This window comes from Wukongibacter baidiensis, assembly GCF_050888315.1.
In the GTDB taxonomy this organism is placed as follows: domain Bacteria; phylum Bacillota; class Clostridia; order Peptostreptococcales; family Caminicellaceae; genus Wukongibacter; species Wukongibacter baidiensis.
This window is the reverse complement of sequence record NZ_CP138202.1, coordinates 4,534,109-4,560,041: the sequence shown is the minus strand read 5'-3', so window position 1 is coordinate 4,560,041 and position 25,933 is coordinate 4,534,109. Positions and strand designations below refer to the sequence as shown.

Here is a 25,933-nt window from a genome sequence, read left to right as displayed (position 1 = left end):
CCCGGACTATTCATGAAAAGTTTGAAAGGGTGCAAGTAGTTTTGTATTCTAAGACTTTCATCAAGTTCGAAGGCATACCCAAACGGTACGTCAAGAATTTGATGGAGGTCTTAGAATCAAAAGGACGCAGCAGAGTTTTAAATTTTTCATGCATAGTCCAGGTTAAATATTCTTCTACCTTATTATACCAAATTTATAAGCTCCTGTTTTGATGTAGCAAACCCTATTATTACCTCGTATTAATAGGCTGATAGCTTGAAAAAATAAGATATAAGAAATATTTTTTAAGAGAGGTGAATTTGCTATGACTAAAGGAACTATAGACCCAAACGCTGTAAAGGCCTTAAATGATCTGAAATATGAAATAGCTAATGAATTAGGAATGACAAAGAATCTTTTAACTAATCAAAGTGGTATTAATTCAGGTGAGAATTCTTTTTATGGAGGCTATGTCGGCGGACATATGACTAAAAAGCTTGTTGAAATGGGTGAAAAGTCATTGATAGATAATAACAAATAAACGCTCAGTAATGTTTAAAGCTACGGTTTCTTTTCAAAAGATTCCATAGCTTTATGTTTATTCAACTCTACTTTAAGATGGCAATTCTATAGACCTTATTTTAAATTCTTAATTCTAAATTACTCATAGGAAGTTTCAAAATGAATTGATGTTATAGGAAAATCAACTATAATGAATTTTCATACTATTATGCATTATAATACTATAAAATTTGTAGTAATCTTTTCTTGTCATTACTATATTTTATTGTTGTGGCAAATATAAGATTTTTTTTAAAGATTAGTATTTCTAATGGTTTTGTTGAAGAGTATCTTAAACACAAATTTGATATATAATTTCATTTAAAAGTAATTTTTAAAATCTAATTCCAATGCAAAATAGATCACTGCCATCATAGTCATGGTTGATCTATTTATTAATTATAAAAATTTATATATTTTGTTAATATATGGTAAAATTATAAAGTCATGGTTTTCTTAAGTTATATAAAGAAAACAGTACTAATTATGCTGCCACTGGGCCCTATAGGTTCAATAGTCTTTAGAACTATTCTAAACATTTTTTTTTAATTACACAAAAATAAAATAGAAAGGTTTATAGGTGATAGAATGATTTACTATATACTTTATTCAATATCAATTTTTTTATCTTTATGGACTTCTTTTTTTGGATTACTAATAAGATCAGATATCCCTCCAAATTTTAGTCAAAATGAAGTTTTATTTTTTTATATAAGCTTCATAACAAGTATGATTTTATGGTTCATAACTGTAAAGATATCAAAAAAAATAGCACATCATATATTTATTTTAGGATTTATAAGTCCTTTAACCCTCTTCTCACTATATGGTTATATACATAAAAAAGCATATTATGAGTACTATAATAAATCCATGATGTCAATGGATATCATTTTTTTGTTGGGTTTTTCTTTAATTGCTGTCTATTCTATATATTTATTAGCTAAGCAAATAATCAGTAAAAAGTCCTGCTAGTAAATCTAGCAGGACTTTTATATGGATTAAATAGGTGAAACTAAAACAAGAATATCATCGAATGTAGCTAGTGTATCCCATATCCATCTATTATCGTCCATGCCATCTTCTCCACAGTCTATTACATCTGTTCTATCACCAAGTCCCTGAGCCCAATCTCTAATAATTTGAGGAACTAATGGCATAGTACTAATAGCATCAAATAAACGTCCTGGATAAACATGACCTAATATTTCAATAGCTAAAGAGTCAATAGCAATATCTAAATCTTTAAGCATAAGATTTCTGTAATAACTTTTTATTGTTGAAGCCAATCTAACAGAACCATTTGAAGTATTTTCTAACATCTCTGTTAGATTATTATTATTATTATTGGTTATACGAACAACTCTATCCTCATATTCAACATCGATTCTGTAACCATTTACAAGAGTATATCCTGGGTACATAAACAAGCAACTCTTTTTTAATTTTTTTGAAGTACAATTTTAATACTTTTTATGATTATTTTTACATAATCCTAAGTACTTGATTAGGATAAATCAAACTACCATTCAAACCATTTAGACTTATCAGTATATCAACTGAGATGTTAAATGATTTTGCTATAGACCATAGAGTATCTCCTGATTTCACAGTATAAGTATCAATTTTATCAAATGTCCTATTCCTAATCGCCCCTAAAGGAAAGTTTAATCCTGGACAATTATTAGCCTGTAATTCCCTATGGCCCTTTATAGTGCCAACATTGTATTTCTCACATAGATACTGACATAACTCCATAAGAGCCTTAAACTGAATCTCTGGTACTTTTTCTACCTCATAGTCCCCTTGCATACATATCCCAAGAGAAATATTATTGTAGCCCTTTGTGTGAGCTCCTATAGCATTTTCAGGCCTGCCCCTGTGGATCCTTCCATCCTTAGTTACTAAAAAATGATATCCAAATCCACTCCATCCATTTTTAAGATGCCATCTATGTATATCTAATACAGTTGCACTACTGTGTGCAGCATGATGAATTACTATCATAGAAGGCTCTTTAAATTTTTTTAGTTTATTTCTAAATCTCAAGTTGCTTTCTACAATCTTCATTCTACTAACACATCCTATATATTTTTACTGAGAAAGTTTAACCGGTTAAGTGTCTCTCATATATAAAAGACGAATTTTTTGCCCAAAATGTAAACCTCTAATTTTAATTTTTTCAAAAAATTTTTTTGCTAATTGTTAGAATTGTGTGATTTACTTACTTTAAGCTTCTTTCTTAAAAACATATTCTTTTATCTCCTCTACATCCTTTTTTACATCTTCAACCAGATTTAGCTTGTCTGTTAAATTTGATATGATCTCCTGATATTTTTTTTCTCTATCTTCTTGGCGACTATCTCTTTTCTCTTGATTTTTCAGAATATAAAAAATCAATGCTACGGTGAGTGCAGTCCATATTCCTTGTGTTGATGCTAATTCAAGAATCTTTTCTTCCAATTGCTTCTCCCTCCCATATCTTCTAGTCTTTTTCTAAGGTTTTTAAGGCCCCTATTTTTAGCTCTATTTACGGCTTGTCTTGATATTCCAGATCTAACAGCTATTTCGTTCTCGGAAAAACCCTGCATAAATTTTCTCTTCAAAACAATTCTTTGCAACGGCGGTAAAGAATTAAGCAGCATAGAAACAAATAGTTTGTCATCCACAGAATAAGATGTGTCATCGGCAATAACATCCAGATTCAAATTAGTAGTTTCAATCTTTTTTGATACATTTTGTCTAAACAAATCTACACATTTATGCCTTAAGAAAAACCATATATAGTTAGTAATTGCACCATCATTTTTCATACATATTTCATTTAAATCTATTTCTTTAAGCGTCTGTAGAAGTGCTATTGTCATATCTGTTTCTGCTTCCTCATAACCTAGTTTTTTACTCAATTTTTTTATAGCTCCGTGAAATCTAAGAAATATGCTTATTGTAGCTTCTTCATCTCCTTGTTGTACTCTTTCCAGTAATTCATATAGTTCCATTGTCAAATCCCCCCTTAGTCGTAAAAGTAGACAATCCTTCTAATATATAAAGACGAATTTCGAGTTAATTTTGTAAACCGGTATTTTTTGACTTTTTTTGTATTTTTTTGCTAATTAAGCATGCGCCTCATTTCCAAGTTATGGTTTTTTTATCAAATTATCATACATTTATGTATAATTTGTAAATAGTTACTTAGTAACAACTCTTCAAAATATCTTTTTACTAATATTTTCAACGAGTAATTTGACAAAAAATAATTATCCAAGATTATAGCTATAAAAAAATATAAGAGACTACCATAACCTAGCCTGGTTGTGGTAGCCTCTGCATTTCTACTAAACTTAATTGATTTTGCAAACTGAAACACTTTATTGTCCATAACTAAATAAAAAGCTACAGCTTCCTTAAAAGAATTCCATAGCTTTTTTACTTATCTTATTAAGTTCAAAATATTAATTCTTTACATTGCTTCTTTTTCTTTTCTATTCCTTAATAAATCAATAAAGGCCTCCAACCTAGTAAGATATCCTGCTTCTCCAGTCATTTCATCAATGATTAGAGATAAAACCGGTATATTGTTATCGGCTTGTATGCTTGGCATAAGGCTCATAGCAACGATCTCAGGCATACAGGTAAATGGCATTAGCTGTACGACTCCATCATATCCCTTTTCAGAATATAAGACTGTATTTCCAACTGTTTCTCTAGCATGTCCTCCAATACAGGTCTTTACATAGGGTTTTGCTGCCTCCCATATTTCCATTTCCTTAGACATTCCAAGACTTCTGAAGAGTAGCATTTCAGTAACCCATTCGCCTGTGCTAAGGGATTTATGAACCTCTACACCCATTTTATTTAACTTTTTGCCTATATCAAAGTTTGAAAAATCTTCTATCACCGTATAGATTTCTCCTACTATTCCAACCTTTAAGACATCTCTATTCTTATCTAGTGGTATTTCCTCTATCATTTTCAGAGCTTTATCTAGATGTGCCATCATTTCCTTTGACCCTATACTATTTTCAAGCTTACTAATAAAATGATTATATAAATTATCAACTTCATTCTCATAAACTTCATAGGGTCTAGTTTTGAGTACCATTTCCTCAAATTTATTTAGCTTTTTTAGTACGCTGACAGCATTTTTTAAGCTTTTGGATATTTTTATTATGTTTTTAGTATTTGCAATCTTACTTACTCTACGTAAAAACTCCATCTTATCTCCCTGGGGTGCCTCAAGAACAACTATATCAACATCATATCCCAAGTCCTTCAAAATTTCCTTCTGTACCTCACAATAGTAACCAAATCTACAGGGGCCACAACCTCCTGTTATAACAATTGTGTTTGCACCCTTTTCAATACTCTCTATGTAATTCCCCAAATTTATTTTAAGTGGCAGACATATCAATTCCGGAGCATATTTTGTTCCTATCTCCAGAGTTTTTTTACTACATTTTGGCGGAACTATAGTTTCTACTCCCAGATCATCAAATAAGGCTTTGATTGGGATATATGAATTACCTATATGCGGAAAGGTTATTTTCATCTTCTTCCCTCCATCTAATCATATCTACAAAGGCTTCAATTCTTGTATCCACCCCTGCTTCGCCTGTATGTTCATCTAAGGTTAACATTGTAAATGGTTTATTCGAGCTTCTTCGTATTTTCCTCTCTACAATATCTCCTATAACAGAATCAAGACCACATCCAAATGATGATAGATAAATAATACCGCAAACTTGATTATCCTCCATAGTATGTAGGGCCGTTCCAATTATTTTTCTCCCAAAGCTCCAAAACATTTGTTTATCTAATGTGTCGGCTTTTTTATTGATTACTTCTCCTCTCAAGCTATCACATGTTAGAACCGTAAGGTTATTCCTTCTGAGCTTATCGACGATATCCATACTCAAATATGAATCGTATATATTATAGGGATGTCCTAATAGCAATACCTTTGCACCATTATTAAGATGATTAGTATCCCTTAGATTATTTTCCTTTAATGTATCAATGGGTAATAATCCCATCTTAAGATGAACTTTATATTGACTATACTTTTCCATGGCATATTCAAAGGCTCTTTTTATTTTCTTTGCATCACTAGTGATATAGCTGCCGATTTCGGTAACTGTTTTGTTTAGATTCTTCTTTGATTTTCTAAAGTCTATTGAAGTATCTATAAACTTAGGTAAATCTCTTATGGAGTACTTTACCATCTCAGGTAAACCACAAAACTTCGGGCAAATATATTCATTTTTTCTCACACTTATTATTCTTGGTACGAAAATGTAATCAACTTTATCTTTTAAATCTATCACGTGTCCATGAAAAACCTTTACTGGCAGGCATGCTTCATCGACAGTACTCTTTACTCCCTTATCAACAATTTCCTTATTTGTTCTTGGTGATATTATTACCTCAGCACCTAACTCTTCAAAAAAAGATATCCATAGGGAATAGTATTCATAGAAGAGAAGTGACCTTGGTATACCAACTTTTACAGGCATACGTTACCTCCATCTTACGCTAATTTTTCATCTTCTTGGCTGATTTGGACGTTACTCCATCGCCCACACTTGTCGCCCCATCTCGCTACTAATTTCTGATCCCTATAAAATTCTACTACCTCGCACATATTAGGACAGCTATCACATTCAAAGCTCTTTACATTAAAGCTACTATCAGCTACATCTAATCCTAAGAATTTAGTTATTCCCGTTTTTCTTACCTCTTCTCTAGCTAACAGGCAGGCTCCGATAGCCCCCATGACATTTGCAAACTCAGGAACAATGATCTCACTTCCCAGCAATCTTTCAAAGGATTTTTTTATACCTATATTTGCAGCAACTCCACCTTGGAAAATGATAGGACCTTTTATCTCCTTTCCCTTTCCTAGGTTGTTAAGATAGTTCCTTGCCATTGCTTCGCACAATCCATTAATTATATCCTCTTGATTATGACCAAGCTGCTGCTTATGAATCATATCGGATTCAGCAAAAACGGCACATCTACCTGCTATCCTCACAGGAGATTTTGATTTTAAAGCAAGGCTTCCAAATTCCTGTATCGGAATGCCTAGCCTTTCAGCCTGCCTGTCTAAAAATGATCCTGTTCCAGCTGCACAAACTGTATTCATAGCAAAATCATAAATAATTCCGTCCCTAAGCAAGATAATCTTTGAGTCTTGTCCACCTATTTCAATAATAGTTTTAACATCTGGTACAATATTCAATGCGGCTACACCATGGGCCGTAATTTCATTCTTAACTATATCCGCACCAAGCATTGTAGCTGCTAAGTGTCTTCCACTGCCGGTAGTCCCTAACCCTAGAACCTTAACGTCACTTTCAAGTCTATCCTTTATTTGCCTAAGCCCCAACCTTAAGGCTTCTATGGGTTTTCCCTTTGTTCTAATATACAAAGTATCTATTACATTTTTCTCTGAATCCATAACCACAATATTGGTACTAACTGATCCTACATCAACGCCAAGATATATTTCTTTCATATAATTTACTCTCCTTTCTACTTTCCAATAAATCTATAAAAGCTTCTATTCTAGTTAGATATCCCGTTTCTCCAGTCATTTCATCCAGTACTAGTTTTAGAATTGGGATATTCTTTTCTTTCTCCACCGTCGTTAATATACTTTGAGCTACAATTTCAGGCATGCATGTAAATGGTAACAGGTGAATAACTCCATCAAAATCCCTTTCGCTGTAGAGAACTGTATTCCCCACTGTATGTCTCGCATGACCTCCAATTTCAGTGTCAAGATAAGGACTTGCAGCCCTATGAACTTCATCCTTATCAGATTTCATAAAGGGTATAAAATCTAGTTGCTCCTTTACAAACTCACTTGAAGTAACAGATCTATGTACCTCAACGCCCATATTGCCTAATCTTTCGATTAGGTATTGATTTATAAATGGCTCTACAACGGTGTATATTTCTCCAACGATTCCAACCTTTAAAACTTCCCTTTCGTTATCTACCTTTATTTCAAGTAATTTTTCCCTATACTCCTTAATTGTCTCTTTTGTTTTCTTGTATCCATTGACCCTATTTATTTTTCGCTTAAATTCTGCATAAAGGGTGTCTACCTCTCCCTTGTTAATCTCCCTAGGTCTTTTTTTTAGTACTAGATCATCAAATTCATCTATTTCATATAATGTTTTTAGGCCTTTCATAAATATAGGTAGTATTTTAAGATAGTTTTTCGAACCCGAGACAAAATTGAGCTTTTTTAGAAAATCCTTTATCTCTTTAGTGCTCTTCATAGGCTCTACGCAAAACATTTTAATGTCATGACCTAGATTTTCTAGTATGTCCTTTTGAATGGTGTTGTAATATCCTATCCTACAAACGTCACATCCACCCCACATAAACATGGTATCTGCTCCATTCTCAATACTTTCCAGATAGTTTCCTACCGTTATCTTAAAGGGAATACACATTAGTTCAGGGGAATATAATGTTCCAAGCTCAAGGGTATTTTTATTGCATCTAGGAGGAATTATTACCTTCACTCCCAACTCTTCAAATATAACCTTAAGCGCAACGTAGGTATTACCCATGTGCGGAAATGTTATTTTCAAGTATATCCCTCCATTTGATCATATCCATAAAGGCTTCTATTCTCGTGTTTATTCCTGCTTCTCCACTATGCTCATCTAATGTTACAAGGGCAAATGGAATGTTACTATGCCTACGTATTAACTTTTCAACTAGATCTCCAACAACGGAATCAACCCCACATCCAAAGGTAGAAATATATATTATTCCATCTACACTCTTAGTATCGATTAAGTACATAGCCGTTCCAATAAGTTTTCTAGCAAAGGTCCATGATAGATTTCCATCAAACTTCTTTGAGTACTTAACAGTACATTTATCCTCTATCATTTCTGGAGTTAATACTATTGCTTCGTTTGCCTTCATCTTATCTAAGATATTTATGTTTAAATATGAATCATAAATATTATATGGATGGCCCAAAACCATAACTTTTTTTCCTTGTACTTCGCTATCCTTTATTCTATTTGATATCTGGACTTCATCGATATATGCAGCTTCTCCATCCTTTATATTCTTCTTATGCCTTCTATATTCTAAATAAGCTTTATCATAGGCCGCCATAATAGATTTATGATCATTTGAAATATATTTTCCTATCTCATAAATAGTATTATTAAGACCCTTTCTTGACTGAAAGAAATTTATTTCTGTATCAATAACCCTTGGTAATCCCACTATCGAATGTTTAATCATCTCAGGCAGCCCAGAAAATTTAGGGCATATATATTCATTCTCAAAAATACTCTTGATTCTAGGAATAAATAGATAATCAACCCTATCCTTTAAATCCATCACATGTCCATGAAATATTTTTACTGGAATACAAGCTTCATCTACTGTGTTTTTTACTCCATTATCAAGAATTTCCTTATTTGTCTTTCTTGACACTACAACCTCAGCACCTAGACTTTCAAAAAAAGATATCCATAGTGGATAATATTCATAAAAAAGAAGTGCTCTTGGAATACCAACTCTTACAGACATTCTTACCTCCTAGTTTTTTTACCTTATACATTATTGACTAAAATCAGAGGGACTATACAGAAAACAAAATCTGGTTTAATAAATTACAATTTTGTGCTTACATTCCCTTCCATCTTTTTAGCTGTTGTTCCCTCTATCAAAGAAAGAAAAATTTAAGAATTTCCCGTGTAAATATATGGTAAGATTGTCTTGTACTTGTTTTACTGCATTTTACTAAGGAAATAAATATACTTGATTGGAGGTTTTCTATTTTGAGGTCTAAGAGTTACTTGATAGGCTTAATGATTATAGCTATATTTTTCAATGCATTTATTACTCTTTCATATGCCGAACTTACTAATGCTTACGAGATACAATACTCGGAAAGACTCTCTAAAGGTGTCGTACATGGCAAAATATTACGATTAACTGATAATGGTTGGGTGAATATGGATGTACTAAGAATCAACCTTAAGGATGAATATACTTCTTTAGACGTACTAGTCAGCAAAGAAGGTATATCGGAAAAAGACTCTTTAACGGGATTTGCATCAAAGAATGAATCAAGTAGTAAAATCATCGGAGTAATTAATGGAGACTTCTATGATACAAGGGCTGATTCAACAATAGGTCCTATAGTTAGGAATGGTAATCTTATAACCTCATCAAAAAATTGTCCCGAATTTGCCACCTTCAACATCAATAAAAAAGGTACTCCCTCCATAGACTATTGGAAAAACAATACTCTGAAGCTTATAAATACTAAAAATAATTATGTACTGGACATTAAGTATAAAAATAAGTCCTATGTAGATAGGAATATAATTCTTCTAGACAAAGCATGGGGTGACTTTTCCTTCGGTAAGAAGATCCATGACAATATAGTTGAGATGGTTATAGTGGATAACAAGGTTAAAGAAATTAGAAACAATTTGGAGGCTATAGAAATTCCTAAAGATGGCTACATAGTAGCTGCTACGGACTTGGAAAAGGAATTTATATTAAATAATTTCTCAATAGATGATAAAGTTTCATTAGAAGTTGAAAGCGATCCTTCATTTGAAAATCTTGATCTATCTATAGGCGGTGGAGCAGTAATACTTAGGGATGGAAATATCCCAAGTACCTTTAGTCTTGAAGTTCGAGGAAGATATGCAAGAACTGCCCTAGGTATAACCAAGGATAAATCAGAAATAATTATTCTAACTATTAGTAAGAAATCACCCTATATAGGTGTAAAACAAAAAGAACTGGCTAAAATTCTACTGGAGCTTGGTGCTTACAATGGAATAAATCTTGATGGTGGGATATCCACCGGAATGCTGATTAGAAATATTGGTGAAAGTGATTTAACTCTAGTAGGCGGTCGTAATAGAAGAGTTATGAATGGTCTAGCAGTACTTAACACTAGTCCTAAATCTGATCTTAAGAAAATACTAATAGACTGCAAAGATAAAAACATCGCCCTAGGTTCTTCTATGGCTTTTACTGTAAAGGGCTATGATGAAAATTATAATCCCGTTGAAATTAATCTGGCTAAAGCTAAGTGGAAAGTACAGGGTGTAAATGGTGAATTTATTAAAAACAAATTTGTTCCTAAAACTACTGGACAAGGAACTGTAACTGTAACTTATGAGGGGAAAACTGCTTCTATTGACATAAAAGTTTTGGCAGAATAAGTTGGAGTGTCTCATAAGAAGACTTTATGAGACACTCTTAGTTTAAAATCAATATAACACTAATATTCATCCTGCCAAGAGAATAGTTACTTATCATTTTTTAAAGGTACAATATGCATTCCCTCATCTTTCATCCATTCTGCATAAAAGACCTGTTTTACATTATTAATATTGTACTTGCTTAATTCATTTTCCAACCATTTCTCATTGTGTCCACTATCCCTCAGATTGTCCCACAGGACTTCTCCATCACTAATTAATGTTACTGGCAAATATACAGGCTTTTGTTGTAAGTTCAAATCTTTTAAAGTTGGCTGTGCATATTTTGACTTCTTCAGTACTGTTACCTTTCCATCGGCTTCCAAAATTCCATATTCAACCTCACGTATAGAAAATACATCTTTTTGTCTTAGAAGATTTTGTAATTCATTTATATCTATTCGATTTTTTCTTAGTTCATTACGATCAATCATACCATTACGAATAACTATTGATGGATTTCCCTCTAAAAAGCCTCTTGTTTTTAATGACTTTTGTGTGATCATTTCAACGGTAAACATTAAAAGTCCCCATAAACACAAGGTACTTACAATATGGATTAGCCCAATGTCTTCATCATATATAGCATTTCCCAATAGCTCTCCTAGTACAATTGCAGAGATGAAGTCGAATGGAGTAATTTGGCTTATTTGCCTTTTCCCAATGATCTTAGTAATAATAAATAGTGCTATAAAACCTAGGAATAACTCAATAATTATATTTAAAAATCTCATTCTACTCTTCATCTCCTTTTCTTTTTATGCTTTAAGAATATATGATATATATTTTCCCAGATCACAGAATGATATAACAGAATGATATATATGTCTTTAATAAATATCTCTAAATAAAAGTACAAATACTATGAATGTAACCTTACATTATCCTAGAATATAATTTTTGGAAAATATATCTAATAATATTCAAGGTAAAAATTTGTAAAAATATATTCAACAGGAATTTTTATTTAAAGGAGGCTGTTATAAATGACAGTTGGTTCTCAGGTTAAACAGACTCTGGCAAGTTTAAAGGGCACTCAAGGCACCTTAAGGATTTATTCATTACAGACTCAAGATAAAAGCGCAAAAGCAGCATACAAGGAAGCATTAGAAATAACAAATACCATTATTAATGATTTAGAAGAAAGGCTAAAGCACTTAGAGTACGAAGAACCACAATATAAGGGTTATTAAGCGAGGTATCGACAATGAATGATTGGATTGAAATATTACTTAGATCTACGTTCCTTTTTTTTCTAGTACTAATACTAGTTAGAATTATGGGAAAAAGACAAATAGCTCGTATGACACCTTTTCATTTTGTAAGTTATTCTGTCATTGGAATCCTTGCGGCTCTAATTTCAGCAAATATAATTAAAAACATAGCTTTTGGCTTTATCGCTTTAGGAGTGTGGATTCTATTTTCCATTGCCTTAGATTACTTATCACTAAGGAGTAAAGTAATACACGACTTGGTAAATGGTAGGGAAACTATTTTAGTTAAGCAAGGAAAAGTAATGGAGGAAAATTTAAAAGATCTAAGATTGACAGGTGAAGAACTCCTTAAGGAATTACGCTTCAAAAATGTATTCAATCTAGCAGATGTTGAGTTTGCTGTTATGGAACCAACGGGAGAGATGAATGTACTTTTAAAATCTGAAAAAACACCTGTTACCCCCTATGATCTTGGAAAGAAGGTTTCACCTCGGTCTGCTCCTCAAACAGTAATTCTAGATGGCAACATAATTGATGAATCCTTAAGCAATATGGGCCTAAATCAAAGATGGCTAAACACTCAGCTCGAAGGTATGGGAATATCTTTAGACAATGTCTTTATTGGACAGGTAGATTCATCGGGAGATTTATATGTAGACTTATTTGATGATTCTATACAGATTCCTGAGCCAAAGGTTAAAGAAATGCTTTACGCCAATCTTGAAAAAAGCCAAGCAGATTTACTTACCTTTTCTTTGGAAACTGAAAATGAGCAGGCTAAATCTATGTATGCAACTGATGCTGAAAAGCTTCAAAAAATCTTAGAAAAACTTAAACCCTACTTATTACGTTAAATTAAAGTGTAAGAACTTGCAAATTTTAATATTTGTTATTTACATATAGAAGGTGATGAGCATATGTCTAGTAAGAAAAATAAGAATTTAACTCCAACTCAACAGAAATATCAAAAATTTGCTAAAGAAAGGGAACCAAAACGTCCTGTCCTACGTAACTGCTTTAGGGCCTTTCTCGTTGGCGGAACCATTTGTACCATTGGTCAAGGATTTCAGTGGATGTTTATTAAGTATTTTAATTTCACAGAACTAACAGCTGGGAACCCTACTGTAGCGGTTTTGATTATTATTTCTGTTCTGCTTACAGGTTTCGGTGTATATGATCACATAGCCCAATGGGCTGGTGCCGGAACAATTATTCCAGTTACAGGCTTTGCTAATACCATGGCATCTTCAGCAATTGAACATCGTAGTGAAGGATATGTCCTTGGTGTTGGTGGAAATATGTTTAAACTATCGGGCCCTGTAATCGTTCTTGGGGTTTTTTCAGCTTTTGTTGTTGCGATAATAAAGATTACTATTCAGGCATTAGGTGGGATGTAAATGATTAAAGGTCATCAATCGTGGGTTTTCAATTCTAAACCCGTCATATTATCTTCTGCAGCTGTGGGAGGTCCCTTTGAATCCAAGGGCGCTCTAGCCGAAGATTTTGATATTCTCCATGAAGACATTTGGATTGGACAGGATAGCTTTGAAAAGGCAGAAAAAAAGCTATTGGAAGAAGCATGTGAAAAATCTATTGAAAAAGCTGGCTTAAAAAAGGAAGATATTCAATTTTTTATAAGTGGCGATCTCATGAATCAAATTATCTCGAGCAGCTTTGCTGCCCGTACTTTAGGTGTCCCCTTTCTTGGGATTTATGGAGCTTGCTCTAGCTCAATGGAAGGATTGGCACTAGCTTCTATGTTAGTTGATAGTAATTCTGCAAATTATGTCATAGCTGCAGCCTCTAGCCACAATGCCGCTGCTGAAAAACAGTATAGGTATCCTACAGAATATGGAGCTCAGAAACCTCCTTATGCTCAATGGACTGTAACAGGAGCTGGAGCAGCTTTAGTCGGTAATAAGGGCCAGGGTCCTCATGTTACCTCGGCTACTATAGGACGTATAGTAGATATGGGTATTTCTGATCCCTTTAATATGGGAGCAGCCATGGCACCTGCAGCCGTTGATACCATTGAAGCTCATTTTAGAGATTTAAATGTTGATGCGTCTTATTATGACATCATCGCAACAGGTGATCTCGGTAAGTTAGGCCATAAAATAGCTTCTGATTTATTAGCAGAACATGGTTTTCAGATTCCAAAGGATAAGTTTACTGATTGTGGGCTATTGATATATAAAGAAGATCAGCCCTCTATGTCATTAATGTCTGGAGCTAGTGGCTGTGCATCTTCTGCAACAGTTACCTTTGGTCACTTCCTCAATCGCATGCGAAGGAAGGAACTAAAAAGAATTCTAGTTGTAGCCACGGGAGCTTTATTGTCTCCAATGTCATATCAACAAAAAGAAAGTATCCCATGCATTGCCCATGCAGTATCCATAGAGATATAAAGTAATGGCATTTCAAAGATTAACAAATTTTAAGATGTCATGACTATAGAAGCGAGGTGTTTCGATTTATGGAAAAATTTTTTTGGGCCTTTGTGATTGGTGGATGTATCTGTGTTGTTGCACAGATCATGATGGACGTTTTTAAGCTTACTCCTGCCCATACAACGAGTACATTAGTTGTAATAGGAGCCATTTTAGGAGGCTTTGGATTATACGAGCCACTCATTAAATTTGCTGGTGCAGGTGCCTCTGTCCCAATAAGCAGCTTTGGAAATTCCTTGGTAAAAGGAGCTTTAGCTGAAGCTAAACGCAATGGAATCGTTGGTGTACTTACGGGTATTTTTGAAGTTACCAGTGCAGGTATATCTGCTGCATTAATATTTGCCTTTTTAGGTTCCTTGATTTTTAAGCCGAAAGGGTAGAAAAATCATTTGAAGGGAGGTGATAATTTTGACAGTCGGAACTCAAATGCAGCAAGTAATTGCATCTATACAAAGTGCTGCTGCTACAATGAAGTCCTTTGCTCTTGAGACACAGGATCAGCAAGCAAAACAGCAATATAATCAGATTTCTCAGAATCTTGAAAGTGCACTTCAAACTTTGAAACAAAGACAACAGTACATAGAAGGTCAAGAACCTCAGTATAAACAACAATAAGCAGGGTGTCTCATAATGGCGAATTTCTACGTTATTTGAAATATTCACCGACTTGGCACGTACGTTAGTACTAGCCAAACCGTTGAAATTTCAAAACCTTGAACTTCACTCATTCTGAAACACCCTGGGGCTGAACTCATAAGAAACTTTTATGAGTAAGCCCCTTTTATATTCCTGGACAATTCTTGTTTAATTTACTTTTTGAAGCGTACGATATGTAGACCTTCATCCATCTTCCACTCCGCAAAAAAAACTTCCTCTACACCTCTTATTCCTTGATTCTTCAGCTGATTAATCAGCCACTTTTCATCAAAACCACATGTTTTAAGATTATGAAGCATAATTTCTTTGTCTAATATGAATGCCACTGGTAAATAAGCAGGTTTGACAATCAAGTTTAGGTCATCCTTTGTGGGAATATCATACTTTGGCTTTTTTAAGATACTTAAAGAACCATTTGGCTCTAAGATAGCATACTCTACCTCCCTGACTGAAAATATATCCCTTCCTCTGAGCATACTCATCAGTTCATTTATATCTAGTTTTTCTTTCTTTAATTCATCAAAGTCAATCTGACCATTATTAATTAAAACTGCCGGCTCACCTTCAAAAAATTTTCTAGTTTTTCTAAATTTCTGTGTGATTTTTTCTATTAGATATATTAGAAATGTCCATAGGAAAATCGTATATAGAATTGTAACTAAATTAATATCTTTATCGTAAACTGCATTTCCCAAAAGCTCTCCTAATACTAAGGAAGAAATAAAATCAAAGGGAGTCACCTGATTTATCTGCGTCTTACCTAAAACCTTAGTTATTAACAAAAGAGCAAAAAAGCCCAAGATTAATTCAAGGGTCAAATTTCCTAAAAACCGTAACTCCAATAATTTCATCCTTTCAATTTGTATTTAGATTTTACTTGTAAGCTTATGTTTATAAATTTGAATTGAAATTATGCAAAAAACTTAATATACTTATTATTGACTATATTAACTTTTTTAATAGGAGGAAAATAATGAAGGGTAATACAAAAAAACTAGTTCTTATGGCAATGTTTATCGCACTTAGCTTTATTGGATCTTATATTCCAATTCCAAGTCCTGTTGGTACATTGGGTCTAGATTCTATGTCAGGATATTTAGCAGGACTTGTTCTAGGTGGTCTAGAAGGTGGAATAATTGCCTTTATAGGTCATATCTTAATCGCTTCAAATAAAGGCTTTTATCTAACTGTTCCGGTTCACTTAATAGTAGCAGTTATGATGTTTATTTCAGTTTATTTATACAGCTTTACATATAAGAAAACCAATCTATTTGTGGCTGCTGTTGTGGGAACACTATTAAATGGTGTAGTATCTCCCCTTGTATTATTACTATTACCTCAATTTGGTTGGCCATTTTTCCTTACAGTAACTCCATTTTTATTAGCAGGAAGTGCTTTAAACGTAATTCTTTCTATTTTAGTATACACGCCACTAAAAAAATCACTATTTAATAAGTAGGGGATTCGATAAAATGAATTATAAACACAGAGATGTAGATTTTATAAAGGTTAATGAAGATCAGTACATAGCTATTGCCTGTGACTCATGTGGTGCCATAGGCCTTAAGGAACATGACATTGTCAAAGTCCCCTATAGTATTACGGGAAAATATACTACCCGTGTCGGCCTTATGGAGGTTTTATCTATAGGTGCTAAGCCCGTAGCCCTTACAGCAAACATATGTAATGAACCTAATCCAACGGGGGAAGAAATCCTAGATGGAATAAGGAATGAACTATCTGAAGCAAGTTTGGATGTCCAACTTACTATAAGTACTGAGAAAAATACGGAGACTTCAATGACAGCATTAGGGATAACTGTAATTGGAATCGTAGATAAAGATGATATTTTATTAAATAAAATATCCCCTGGGAATTATATATATGCTGTAGGTATTCCTAGCATTGGAAATGAAGTAATACAAAATGAGGCTTCAATAGCAAATATCAAAATGCTACAGGAATTATTAAAAAATAAATCTATTAATGAAGCTATTCCTGTTGGTTCCTGTGGAATAAATGGAGAGCTAGATAAGCTTAGTGAAGCTTATGATATGAAAATCGATTATACGGATGATATTCATATAGATATCCACAAGTCTGCAGGCCCTTGCACAGTCATTATTGTCGTTAGTAAAGAGAAAATAGAACATCTATTTGATATTCCTATCAATTTCATTGGTAAGATAGCTTAGTAGAGGGAAATTAATCCTCTACTTTTTTAATTTAAAAAACAAAAGGTGTCAATGTCAATGGCTAATTCATATTATGTATTAATATTGACTATTTTAGGAGGGAAATTTATTATGTATCATTCAAACCCTTATATAGGATATAGACATATGACGACTCCTTCACATAATCAAGAAGCGCTAGATAACTCCCTTAAGTTGATCAAGGAAGTTGTTCAAGGATCAAAGAAGGATGAGCTATTCTATGATTACTTAATTAGCATTTCACCAACAAAGGCGGACAAGGATATATTAAGCTCAATTAGAGATGATGAAATAAAACATTATCAAATGCTTAGACAGATTTACAAGGACTACACTGGAATGGATATACAGGTAGATGAAGATGTTGATTTTAAAAAGCCAGCAAGTTATATTGATGGTATTGTAATTGCATTGTTCAAGTCTTTTGCAGATGTAGAGAAATATCGTGAGATAAGAAAGGGACTTCCCACACGTCATCAGAGAGACATTCTATTTGATATCATTACCGATGAACTAATGCACTCTGGAGAATACAATTTTCTCTATACTACAAACTTAGTAAATCCAGAATGCCCTCAAGAAGAAGGTGATGATGAAGAAGACGAGGAAGAAGTATCAACAAATTGCCTCGATAGCGGTAATAGAACTAATAAGAAAACTTATACTCTTGAAGAATGGGAAAAACTGATTGATCCCCTTATTGAAGAAGCTGAATGCGAGTCCTGTGATCCAAAGGAAGTTATACTTGCAAGCCTTTTAGTAGGGTCAGGATATAGTCCAAATGATGCTTTTAAAAAAGCTGCCTGTTGGGAAGATGACGAGGAAAACGACTAAATCAGTTCTATAGTTACAAGTTTTCATACAACCTTTTTCTTTAAATTTGCAACTTTGAATCGGTGACTATATAGAATTCATAGTAAAACTTAATTTGTACATGTGCAAATTAAGTTTTACTATGTAAACCATATATATAATTATTCAAACCTTACTAATTTAATCCCTACAGCAAAGAAGAAAATTCCCATCCCGGCTAGTATCATCGAAGGCATAAGAGCAGCTTCAAAGCCATAGCCATCGATTGCTATTTTTTTCATTCCTTCAACAGCCCATTTATGCGGGGTAATATTTGCAATCACTAATAATATCTTTGAGGTTATGATTTCTAGTGGCCACATACATCCACCTAACATTGCAGTACTTGTCAGTACCACGGGAGTAATAGCTGAAAGCTGAGCATGGGTCTTAACAATCCCCGATAAAAACAGACCAAAGCATGTCATTGTAAATACAAAAGCCGCTGCTATCAACATAATTCCAACAATACTCGAACCCCAGTCTATAGCAAATATAAACTTTCCTCCAATAATCAGTATACTAATCTGAAATATGCCTATTATATAGGCAGCTACCATACTACCACCGAGTAGTGAGGCCTTTGATATCGGCGATATTAGCATTCTCTGCCATGTATTGTATTGTCTATCGTTTAATATAGTTCCGATACTAAATACCACTGTATAGGTTGAAAACAATATAGAAAATCCTATCATAGAATGCTTTAAATAGTTAAAGTTACCATCGCTTTCTGTACCTATCATTTCTCTTTTTACTTCAATTGGTTTTCTGTAGCTCCAAGATTCTCTAGTTCTATCATATACTCGGTTAATAAGGTCTTTTCTATCGATATCCTTAAGCTCTCCTATATAATCTGCTGTCATCTCTGATATTTGTATATTTGTAATCATTTTAGTAGATATATTAAATAATAGGTTTTCCAAGGTAAATATATATCTATCCTCTTTAATCTTTAAAATCTCAATTTTAGGAACTTCACCCTTATCAATACTACTACCAAAACCACTATTTAGAACAACAGCCGTTAAGGCCTTGCCTTCATCTACTAGTCTTATAGCATTATCATATTCACTCATCTCGTATTGAAAGGTGGGATCATTTTTAAGGTCATTTATAAGAAGCTGAGAATATCTGCTATCGTCCTGATCAATCAATAAAACTTTTGGCTGATATTTGTCAATACCCGATGTTCCAAATACAGCCGTAAGCCCTAATGCCATTACTGTCATAATTACGATTATCAGATATTCATCCCGCAGTCTCAGAATCCTTAGTTTAAGTATGCTAAGCATGCTTCGCACCCTCCTTTCTCCTTAGAATAAATATAGCTAAGGATATAAAGACCGTTCCTAAGCCCAAAAGTACTAGAAGGTATATTTTCAACTCACCTATACCGTATCCCATCATAGCCTTTAGGTATGATTTCAGTGCAATACCATTAATAGACAGTATACTCAACCTTTGCATAAACTTAGGTAGTATCTCGAGGGGTATAAAGCTTCCTCCAACCAATGCCATTATTTGAATTATTACACTATCAAAGGCAACGGACATCTTGTAGTTTCCTGATTTAAAGGTTGCCACTCCAATCATTGTTCCAAGCCCAGCCACTGCAAACATTGTAAAAATGCTTATAATCGCAACGGTAAATGTATTACCCCAATTTACTTTTAGAATAATACTAGAATACAGTATCATAATAGTTATTTGCAAAAATGAGAATACAAATATCATGAAAAACTTACCCGCTACAATCTTCCACTTTGCCGTACCAGCCATAACCATTCTTTGATAGGTCATATTATCCTTTTCTTCAAGTAGTGTTCTACTTCCATAACCGGCAGCAAATAGGATGAACATCGTTCCCATGGCGGCTGCATAATATTGAAAACTTGAAACCGGGTTCTTTCCTTCTAACTTTAAATATTCAATATCAATTCTTAAACTTTCTATATTGTCAGTAATTCCATTAATAATAGTTTCCATATCTTCAAAAGCAGTCTGACCAATTCCCTCTTCAAGGGCAGTCTCAATAAATACATTCTTTCCGATTATCATAGAGGAAACCATATCAGTAAATCCGCTAACTATCCCCTCGGTCACCTGTGCTCCTATGGTATATTCAGCATTTCCAAATACCTCTATATCAATGATGTTTCTAAAGGGAGTAATAAAGTTAATGGTCATATCATAAATGAAATTTTCCGGTAAAACTACAACACCTGCAACCTCTTTATTCTCTAACAGCTCCATTGCAGTCTCTCTATCTTCAACTCTATACTCAACTACCTTTTTAAGCTCATCATTTTCAAGGAATTTATCGAAAAATATTTCTTCTACACTTAGACCCTTGGCCGATTCAATTAACTGTTCCTTATCATCATCTTTTAGATTTGAACCTAAAAAGCCCCCATTCAAACTATCTTCAATTTTTTTCATATTTTCATCTACATTGTATTCTTTCACTATGGCTATTTGAAATTTTGCTAGATTTCCCACACCACCGCCTATAAATGAACCACTTAGGGCAAAGCTAAGTATAGTGCAAAGTATTATTGGCATAAGTATCATTGTTGCCAATGCTTTCCGGTCACTTAGAATTATCTTTAAATCCTTTCTTAATATATCTATTACTCTCATCTATGCCTCCCTCCTAATCCCTTAATGCTCTACCGGTTAGGTGCAAAAATACCTCTTCTAGATTAGGATTTTTAACATCTATGGAGATTATATTGCTATCTGTTTCACTCACCTTACTCAGGATATCTTTAAAAATTGTTTCTCCATTAACAGTAGTTAAAACTATCTCTTCTTCAATTATTTCAACCTTATCTATATAGCTTATCTCCTTTATACCGCCAATCAGCTTCTCAGTTATCCTATCAAAGCTTAAGCTGATTCTCTTACTTCCTTTTATGGTATCTATTAGTTCCTCCTTAGTTCCCGATGCAATAATCTTTCCTTTATCCATAATACTTATTCTACTACAGAGGTATTCTACCTCCTCCATATAATGACTAGTATATATAATAGTCATTCCTTCTCTATTAAGCTCTAAAACAGTATCTAAGATATGGTTTCTTGACTGGGGATCTATCCCAACGGTAGGCTCATCCATTATAAGAAGCTCCGGTTTATGCAAAAGAGCAGATCCTATATTTATTCTTCTTTTCATTCCACCGGAATACTTTTCGATTTTGTCCTTCAACCTATCCTTAATTCCTATGATTTCAGCTACTTCTTCAATCCTTCTTTTTAACTCCTTACCCTTTAAACCATATACATTTCCCCAAAACCTCAAGTTTTCATTCCCAGTAAGGGTTGGATACAATGCTATATCCTGTGGAACTACTCCTAGACTTTTCTGCAAGACTCTGGGTTCCTTTAATATACTTTTACCCTTGTATATTATGTCTCCATAGTTAGGGTTTATAAGGGTTGATATCATAGATATTGTCGTAGACTTTCCTGCTCCGTTCGGTCCAAGAAGTCCGAATACTTCTCCTTTTTTAACTTCGAAATTTATTCCATCTACTGCTTTTACATTTTTAAAATACTTCTTTAGGTCAGTGGCCTTAAGTAGAGTCATATTCATCCTCCTATTCCTTCTTCTCAAAGAGACTTTCAAACATGAATGGTATACCTTGATCTATTTCATCGGTGTCCATGGTATTTTCTTCAGTAAGCTCTGGAAACTTAAATTCTTGTTCCTTTTCAATATCCCAACGATTCATTTCTAGATAATATTCAAAACCGTTCATTCCCTCATGCTTTTCCCCCGTAAATCTTATATTAAATTCAATTTTTTCTTTAACTATATACCCATCTATATCTATAAATGCTATATATGATAGATTTTCAAACTTGCTTTCTTTTATAGCTTCTTTAAAGTTACTTATGGCATCGTTAAAGTTGAAATCCAGCTCCTCTTTCACGGACTTCCTTACATATGCTTCTATGGTTTCCTTAAGCTCTTTATCCTTTAATAAAATATCTCCCGACTCAGTTAAGAGCTTCTTAAACTGCTCTCCAGTTAATTTAATAGTATACTCAGTAACCTTTACTTCTCCTTCAGGTGTTGTCATTACACTATCTTTTCCAGCAAATACATCATCTCTTTTTATGGTATCAATCCAATTTTGGCCTAATTCTTCAATAGTTTTCTCTGAAATACATTCTTTACCTTCATTTTTAATGTCTTTATCTTCTAAATAATTTCCCATTAGCTTTTCATCAAGCACCAAATACTTGCCTAGTATCGGCATCTTTATAAAGCTTTCTTTTCCATTATTATAAAAGGTCATATCAAAGCCAAGCCCACCAAAGTTGAAGTAATTTCTTCCTATGGTTTTGTTTAAATCATTATCAAAGGTTAAGTTAAACTTTGACTCAAAATTTTTAAAGTATTTCAAATCCTTTATCTCTTCACTTGTTAGCCCCTCCGTATCAAAATCTATATTCATTTTGTAGTTTATTGACTCCTGGCCTCTTTTAATCTCATTAGTCTTGTTTACAGCCTTGATATATGCATCAAAATCATTCTTCTTGCAGGCAACTAATGAGATTATGAGTATAACTGAAAGTAAGACTAGTAATACTCTTTTCATGATAATCCTCACCCTTTGCGTTTTTATTTAACTATATTGTATAAAAAAAGAGATACTTTTTCTTGTATCTCTTCTCACATATCTATTATTAAAGGTATGACTTTTTGCATTATTTTTACAGATATTAATCATACTCTTCCCCATTTAAGGATTTTTTAAAGAAGCTTTCAACTAAGTATATATGATTATGATATAGTAATTCCGCCTCTGCTACATTCTTTTCCTTTATATGATGAATAATTTTTTCAAAGGCTTCAATGGTCTTCTCTCTGGTTTCTATACCCGCTGCTTTAAACTGCTCTTTGTCATCATATATTCGTTTTTTGATAACCTTCATTAGTTCAATAATGACAATATTATGGGTAGCCTCTGCAAGGGCAAAGTGAAAATCCATATCCCCTAGAAAAAAGTTATTTATATCTTCGCTAGGCATCTTCATTTTCTCCAGCGCAGCATTCAATCTCTCTATATCCTCATCTGTGCATCTATTTACAGCAAGAGAAATGAATTTTTCTTCTAGAAACATACGTACTTCCATTAAATCAAAAATAGGTGCTCTATTTAAAATGCTGTTTAGCTGAGAATTGGCATATTTATTTTCCTTATATTTTTCAGAAATAAATGTTCCTCTCCGCTTTATGGGCTCAAGATATCCCATAGTTGTTAAGGATTTTATAGCCTCCCTAACAGAGGATCTACTAACACCTAGCGTCTTGACAAGCTCTCGTTCTGAGGGTAATTTATCCCCTGGCTTCAATCTTCCTTCGTTAATTTCTTTTTTTATATACTCAGCGATATTAAAGGGTGTGCTACCTAAGCTGTTAGTCATAATTTTCAACTCTTTCATTCATAGTTACCCAAATTTTATCATAAAAACAGGAGAATTCAAGGATTTTGTTAAAAAAGGGGATATTTCATAAATACATCTTATGAAACTTCCCCCTTTAACTCCACTTATGATCCTATGATTCTAAACCCTTCTGGTAGTGGATCATCTGGGTCAAGTACCAATTGATTGAAGCCCATGATGTGTGCAGTTCCAGATACTTCAGTAACAACAGCATCATACTCTCCAACCTTTGTTTCTTCGACAATCTTACCTTCCATCACAGTATCAATGATGCTTTTATTTACAAGAACCTCGTCTCTATTTAATTCCCCAGTATGGTAATGAAGTGCAACTCTTCCACCGGTTCCAGTACCCGTAGGAGATCTATCTATTTGTCCATCGGCAAAAATACACACGTTCTTTGTTATAACCTTATTCTCTTCTCTAACTGGCTTTTCGAAGAAAATAGTTCCATAAAGCCAATTTACGCCAGAGGTCGGATGATTAAATTCCATAACAGCCATAACCTTATGCTTTATCTCCATTCCTATTTTTACTAACTGCTCCGCATATTCTGGGGTTACCTTTAGACCTATCTTACTAACATCTAAATATACATAGAAGGCACCACAGTAAACGACATCGACTATGATTTCTCCTATGCCATCTACATCCACTTTGATATTTTCTCTATATACAAAACAAGGTACATTTTGGAATCTTACCCTTTCAACCTCTCCATTTTTCACATCTGCATATGCCGTAACCCTACCGGCTGGAGTATCTATTTTAACAATATTTTCTCCTTCCTGAGCCACAAACATTCCGATTTCAATAGCTACCTTCGTTATCGCAATGATTCCATGTCCACACATTGAGCTTAATCCTTTATTGTGTGTGAACAAGACACCAAAGTCTCCATCCTCAGTAACTGCCTCAACGAGAATGCATCCATACATTCCACTATGACCTCTTGGCTCTAGCATCATTAGCTTTCTCAAATGATCATAGTTTTCCAGCATATATTCTCTCTTTTCAAGGATTGTTTTCCCATGAATAGGCGGCAAACCAGAAGTTACTATTCTTAAGGCCTCTCCTCCTGTATGGGCATCAATACAATCAATTCTGTGCTTAAAATGCATCATTTTAAAATTCCCCCTTCAATCTAAATTATTTAATCTTTATCACATGTTTATACTCTGTCCAATTCCTTTCTCCATAGCTTTTATATATATAAACTCCGCAACCACTAAATCAAATAGTGCCATACCTACGGATTTAAATAAAGTCGTATTTCCTTTTTTATTTACAATATTTGATTTATCTGATAATAGCTTACTAAAGAGTTTGACTTGTTCTTTCTTAATCCAATTATTTTTCAATGGTGTAGTAAGATCCCCCGATTCTTCCATAGCAAAATCAGTATCTATATACATATCATCTAATAACCTAAATAGAGCCTCCGGTAATTCTCTCATCTCAGGCTTATAGGAGCCAATTGCAACGATATGTTTTCCCTTTAATAAACTCTCATCGTCGGGTAATACTGGTTTATTTGATGTAGTAGTTGTAATAATTATTTCTGATTTTTCCACTAGTTCTCTAATATCTTCTACAATATTTATCTCTACCTCTGGCAGTTTTTCAGAAAGCTTTTCTTTAAAAGAATTCAGCTTCTCCTTAAAAATATCAAATACGTAAATCCTTTTTATATTTCTTGCCTTCGCTGTGAACAACAATTGATAAAAACCTTGAATTCCTGCTCCTACTAGTCCTACCGCCTGACACTTTTCTCCGGTAGTATGCCTAACCCCCACACCACCTACTGCTCCAGTTCTATATGCTGTTAAAGTCCCACCGTCAATTATAGCGATAGGCTTCCCCGTATCTACATCATTAAGAAGCATTACCCCTTGAATTACAGGTATTTTCTTTTCTGTATTCTTTTGAAAAACAGTTATTATCTTAGTTCCAAATATACTATCGGTAAAGCATGGCATATACAAGACTGTATCTTCTTTATGGTGTAAATGGATCCTATCTGGCATTTGAAAATCCTTTTTCTCATATATTTTAAAAGCCAATTCAATATTGTCCATTAATTCATCAAACGATACAAGGTTATCTATATCCTTTTGCCCCAAATATAGCATTAAATTTCCCTCCTTTTTACGCTTCTGGTCTGACCACACTTTATATATTCAATATTTTATTTAAAACTCCTTCTAATTATGTTTAAATTTTTTAATTATTTTAAATTTTCCTCATTATCATATTTTTGCCTCTAAAAAAATGCTCGC

At 33.6% G+C, this 25,933-nt stretch carries 29 protein-coding genes; 11 read left to right on the top strand and 18 right to left on the bottom strand.

The window, feature by feature from the left end; translation table 11 throughout:
• The first annotated feature begins 304 nt into the window (after positions 1-304).
• Entirely contained in the window at positions 305-520 is a 216-nt protein-coding gene (locus tag R9X47_RS20540; RefSeq protein ID WP_432662952.1) for a small, acid-soluble spore protein, alpha/beta type, read from the top strand.
• Positions 521-1,541: 1,021 nt separating this feature from the next.
• On the opposite strand, the gene R9X47_RS20535 is transcribed toward R9X47_RS20540, so the two are convergent.
• From R9X47_RS20535 to R9X47_RS20495, 9 genes are all read right to left on the bottom strand, one after another.
• A complete protein-coding gene (locus R9X47_RS20535) occupies positions 1,542-1,964 on the bottom strand; it encodes a hypothetical protein (protein WP_432662951.1) in 423 nt (140 codons plus the stop codon).
• A gap of 61 nt (positions 1,965-2,025) precedes the next feature.
• Positions 2,026-2,610, bottom strand: coding sequence for an N-acetylmuramoyl-L-alanine amidase (locus R9X47_RS20530; protein ID WP_432662950.1), 585 nt, complete (start codon positions 2,608-2,610; stop codon positions 2,026-2,028).
• Positions 2,611-2,769: 159 nt separating this feature from the next.
• A complete protein-coding gene (locus tag R9X47_RS20525) occupies positions 2,770-3,003 on the bottom strand; it encodes a BhlA/UviB family holin-like peptide (protein ID WP_432662949.1) in 234 nt (77 codons plus the stop codon).
• Positions 2,979-3,539, bottom strand: coding sequence for an RNA polymerase sigma factor (locus R9X47_RS20520; RefSeq protein ID WP_432662948.1), 561 nt, complete (start codon positions 3,537-3,539; stop codon positions 2,979-2,981). Before R9X47_RS20520 ends, R9X47_RS20525 begins: the two co-directional genes overlap by 25 nt.
• A 461-nt stretch (positions 3,540-4,000) precedes the next feature.
• Positions 4,001-5,089: a CoA protein activase gene (locus R9X47_RS20515; protein ID WP_432662947.1), complete on the bottom strand. Its 1,089-nt coding sequence runs from the start codon at positions 5,087-5,089 to the stop codon at positions 4,001-4,003.
• On the bottom strand, positions 5,061-6,053 hold the full coding sequence (locus R9X47_RS20510; RefSeq protein WP_432662946.1) for an acyl-CoA dehydratase activase-related protein: 993 nt from the start codon (positions 6,051-6,053) through the stop codon (positions 5,061-5,063). The genes R9X47_RS20515 and R9X47_RS20510 overlap by 29 nt, the downstream gene beginning before the upstream one ends.
• Positions 6,054-6,067: 14 nt before the next feature.
• On the bottom strand, positions 6,068-7,054 hold the full coding sequence (locus R9X47_RS20505; RefSeq protein ID WP_432662945.1) for an acyl-CoA dehydratase activase: 987 nt from the start codon (positions 7,052-7,054) through the stop codon (positions 6,068-6,070).
• On the bottom strand, positions 7,029-8,144 hold the full coding sequence (locus R9X47_RS20500; RefSeq protein WP_432662944.1) for an acyl-CoA dehydratase activase-related protein: 1,116 nt from the start codon (positions 8,142-8,144) through the stop codon (positions 7,029-7,031). Before R9X47_RS20500 ends, R9X47_RS20505 begins: the two co-directional genes overlap by 26 nt.
• Positions 8,116-9,108 (bottom strand): acyl-CoA dehydratase activase-related protein, encoded by a 993-nt coding sequence (locus tag R9X47_RS20495; RefSeq protein ID WP_432662943.1) that lies wholly within the window; start codon positions 9,106-9,108, stop codon positions 8,116-8,118. Before R9X47_RS20495 ends, R9X47_RS20500 begins: the two co-directional genes overlap by 29 nt.
• A gap of 251 nt (positions 9,109-9,359) precedes the next feature.
• Between R9X47_RS20495 and R9X47_RS20490 the strand changes: the two genes are divergently transcribed.
• Positions 9,360-10,766: a phosphodiester glycosidase family protein gene (locus R9X47_RS20490; RefSeq protein WP_432662942.1), complete on the top strand. Its 1,407-nt coding sequence runs from the start codon at positions 9,360-9,362 to the stop codon at positions 10,764-10,766.
• Positions 10,767-10,852: 86 nt separating this feature from the next.
• Here R9X47_RS20490 and R9X47_RS20485 read toward each other — a convergent pair whose 3' ends face one another.
• A complete protein-coding gene (locus tag R9X47_RS20485; RefSeq protein WP_432662941.1) occupies positions 10,853-11,539 on the bottom strand; it encodes a DUF421 domain-containing protein in 687 nt (228 codons plus the stop codon).
• A 252-nt stretch (positions 11,540-11,791) separates the two neighbouring features.
• Here R9X47_RS20485 and R9X47_RS20480 point away from each other — a divergent pair, with 252 nt between their 5' ends.
• The 6 genes from R9X47_RS20480 to R9X47_RS20455 all read left to right on the top strand — a co-directional run bounded on the left by R9X47_RS20480 (position 11,792) and on the right by R9X47_RS20455 (position 15,084).
• Complete coding sequence (locus R9X47_RS20480; RefSeq protein WP_432662940.1) at positions 11,792-11,998, top strand: DUF1657 domain-containing protein; 207 nt, start codon at positions 11,792-11,794, stop codon at positions 11,996-11,998.
• Between the two features lie 14 nt (positions 11,999-12,012).
• Positions 12,013-12,873 carry a DUF421 domain-containing protein gene (locus R9X47_RS20475; RefSeq protein ID WP_432662939.1) on the top strand — a complete coding sequence of 287 codons (861 nt, stop codon included), beginning with the start codon at positions 12,013-12,015 and terminating at the stop codon, positions 12,871-12,873.
• A 63-nt stretch (positions 12,874-12,936) separates the two neighbouring features.
• Entirely contained in the window at positions 12,937-13,416 is a 480-nt protein-coding gene (gene spoVAC / locus R9X47_RS20470) for a stage V sporulation protein AC (protein WP_432662938.1), read from the top strand.
• Positions 13,417-14,427, top strand: a complete 1,011-nt coding sequence (gene spoVAD / locus R9X47_RS20465) for a stage V sporulation protein AD (protein WP_432662937.1) — start codon at positions 13,417-13,419, stop codon at positions 14,425-14,427.
• 68 nt (positions 14,428-14,495) lie between these two features.
• Positions 14,496-14,849, top strand: coding sequence for a stage V sporulation protein AE (spoVAE, locus tag R9X47_RS20460; protein ID WP_432662936.1), 354 nt, complete (start codon positions 14,496-14,498; stop codon positions 14,847-14,849).
• Between the two features lie 28 nt (positions 14,850-14,877).
• A complete protein-coding gene (locus R9X47_RS20455; protein ID WP_432662935.1) occupies positions 14,878-15,084 on the top strand; it encodes a DUF1657 domain-containing protein in 207 nt (68 codons plus the stop codon).
• A 194-nt stretch (positions 15,085-15,278) separates the two neighbouring features.
• Here R9X47_RS20455 and R9X47_RS20450 read toward each other — a convergent pair whose 3' ends face one another.
• Positions 15,279-15,968: a DUF421 domain-containing protein gene (locus R9X47_RS20450; protein ID WP_432662934.1), complete on the bottom strand. Its 690-nt coding sequence runs from the start codon at positions 15,966-15,968 to the stop codon at positions 15,279-15,281.
• Positions 15,969-16,099: 131 nt separating this feature from the next.
• Here R9X47_RS20450 and R9X47_RS20445 point away from each other — a divergent pair, with 131 nt between their 5' ends.
• From R9X47_RS20445 to R9X47_RS20435, 3 genes are all read left to right on the top strand, one after another.
• A complete protein-coding gene (locus R9X47_RS20445; protein WP_432662933.1) occupies positions 16,100-16,585 on the top strand; it encodes an ECF transporter S component in 486 nt (161 codons plus the stop codon).
• Between the two features lie 13 nt (positions 16,586-16,598).
• On the top strand, positions 16,599-17,321 hold the full coding sequence (locus tag R9X47_RS20440) for an AIR synthase related protein (protein ID WP_432662932.1): 723 nt from the start codon (positions 16,599-16,601) through the stop codon (positions 17,319-17,321).
• A 111-nt stretch (positions 17,322-17,432) separates the two neighbouring features.
• Positions 17,433-18,176 (top strand): ferritin-like domain-containing protein, encoded by a 744-nt coding sequence (locus R9X47_RS20435; protein WP_432662931.1) that lies wholly within the window; start codon positions 17,433-17,435, stop codon positions 18,174-18,176.
• Positions 18,177-18,316: 140 nt separating this feature from the next.
• Here the strand turns inward: R9X47_RS20435 and R9X47_RS20430 are convergent, their stop codons facing one another.
• The 7 genes from R9X47_RS20430 to R9X47_RS20400 form a co-directional block, all read right to left on the bottom strand.
• Positions 18,317-19,489, bottom strand: coding sequence for an ABC transporter permease (locus R9X47_RS20430; RefSeq protein ID WP_432662930.1), 1,173 nt, complete (start codon positions 19,487-19,489; stop codon positions 18,317-18,319).
• Positions 19,482-20,837, bottom strand: a complete 1,356-nt coding sequence (locus R9X47_RS20425) for an ABC transporter permease (RefSeq protein ID WP_432662929.1) — start codon at positions 20,835-20,837, stop codon at positions 19,482-19,484. Before R9X47_RS20425 ends, R9X47_RS20430 begins: the two co-directional genes overlap by 8 nt.
• A gap of 13 nt (positions 20,838-20,850) precedes the next feature.
• Positions 20,851-21,786, bottom strand: coding sequence for an ABC transporter ATP-binding protein (locus tag R9X47_RS20420; protein ID WP_432662928.1), 936 nt, complete (start codon positions 21,784-21,786; stop codon positions 20,851-20,853).
• A gap of 10 nt (positions 21,787-21,796) precedes the next feature.
• Positions 21,797-22,804, bottom strand: coding sequence for a hypothetical protein (locus tag R9X47_RS20415; RefSeq protein WP_432662927.1), 1,008 nt, complete (start codon positions 22,802-22,804; stop codon positions 21,797-21,799).
• 124 nt (positions 22,805-22,928) lie between these two features.
• Positions 22,929-23,633, bottom strand: coding sequence for a FadR/GntR family transcriptional regulator (locus R9X47_RS20410; protein ID WP_432662926.1), 705 nt, complete (start codon positions 23,631-23,633; stop codon positions 22,929-22,931).
• Between the two features lie 125 nt (positions 23,634-23,758).
• Complete coding sequence (locus R9X47_RS20405) at positions 23,759-24,778, bottom strand: proline racemase family protein (protein WP_432662925.1); 1,020 nt, start codon at positions 24,776-24,778, stop codon at positions 23,759-23,761.
• Positions 24,779-24,817: 39 nt separating this feature from the next.
• The gene (locus R9X47_RS20400) at positions 24,818-25,786 is read right to left on the bottom strand and encodes an ornithine cyclodeaminase family protein (protein WP_432662924.1); all 969 of its coding nucleotides are present in this window, start codon (positions 25,784-25,786) and stop codon (positions 24,818-24,820) included.
• Between the last annotated feature and the right edge of the window lie 147 nt (positions 25,787-25,933).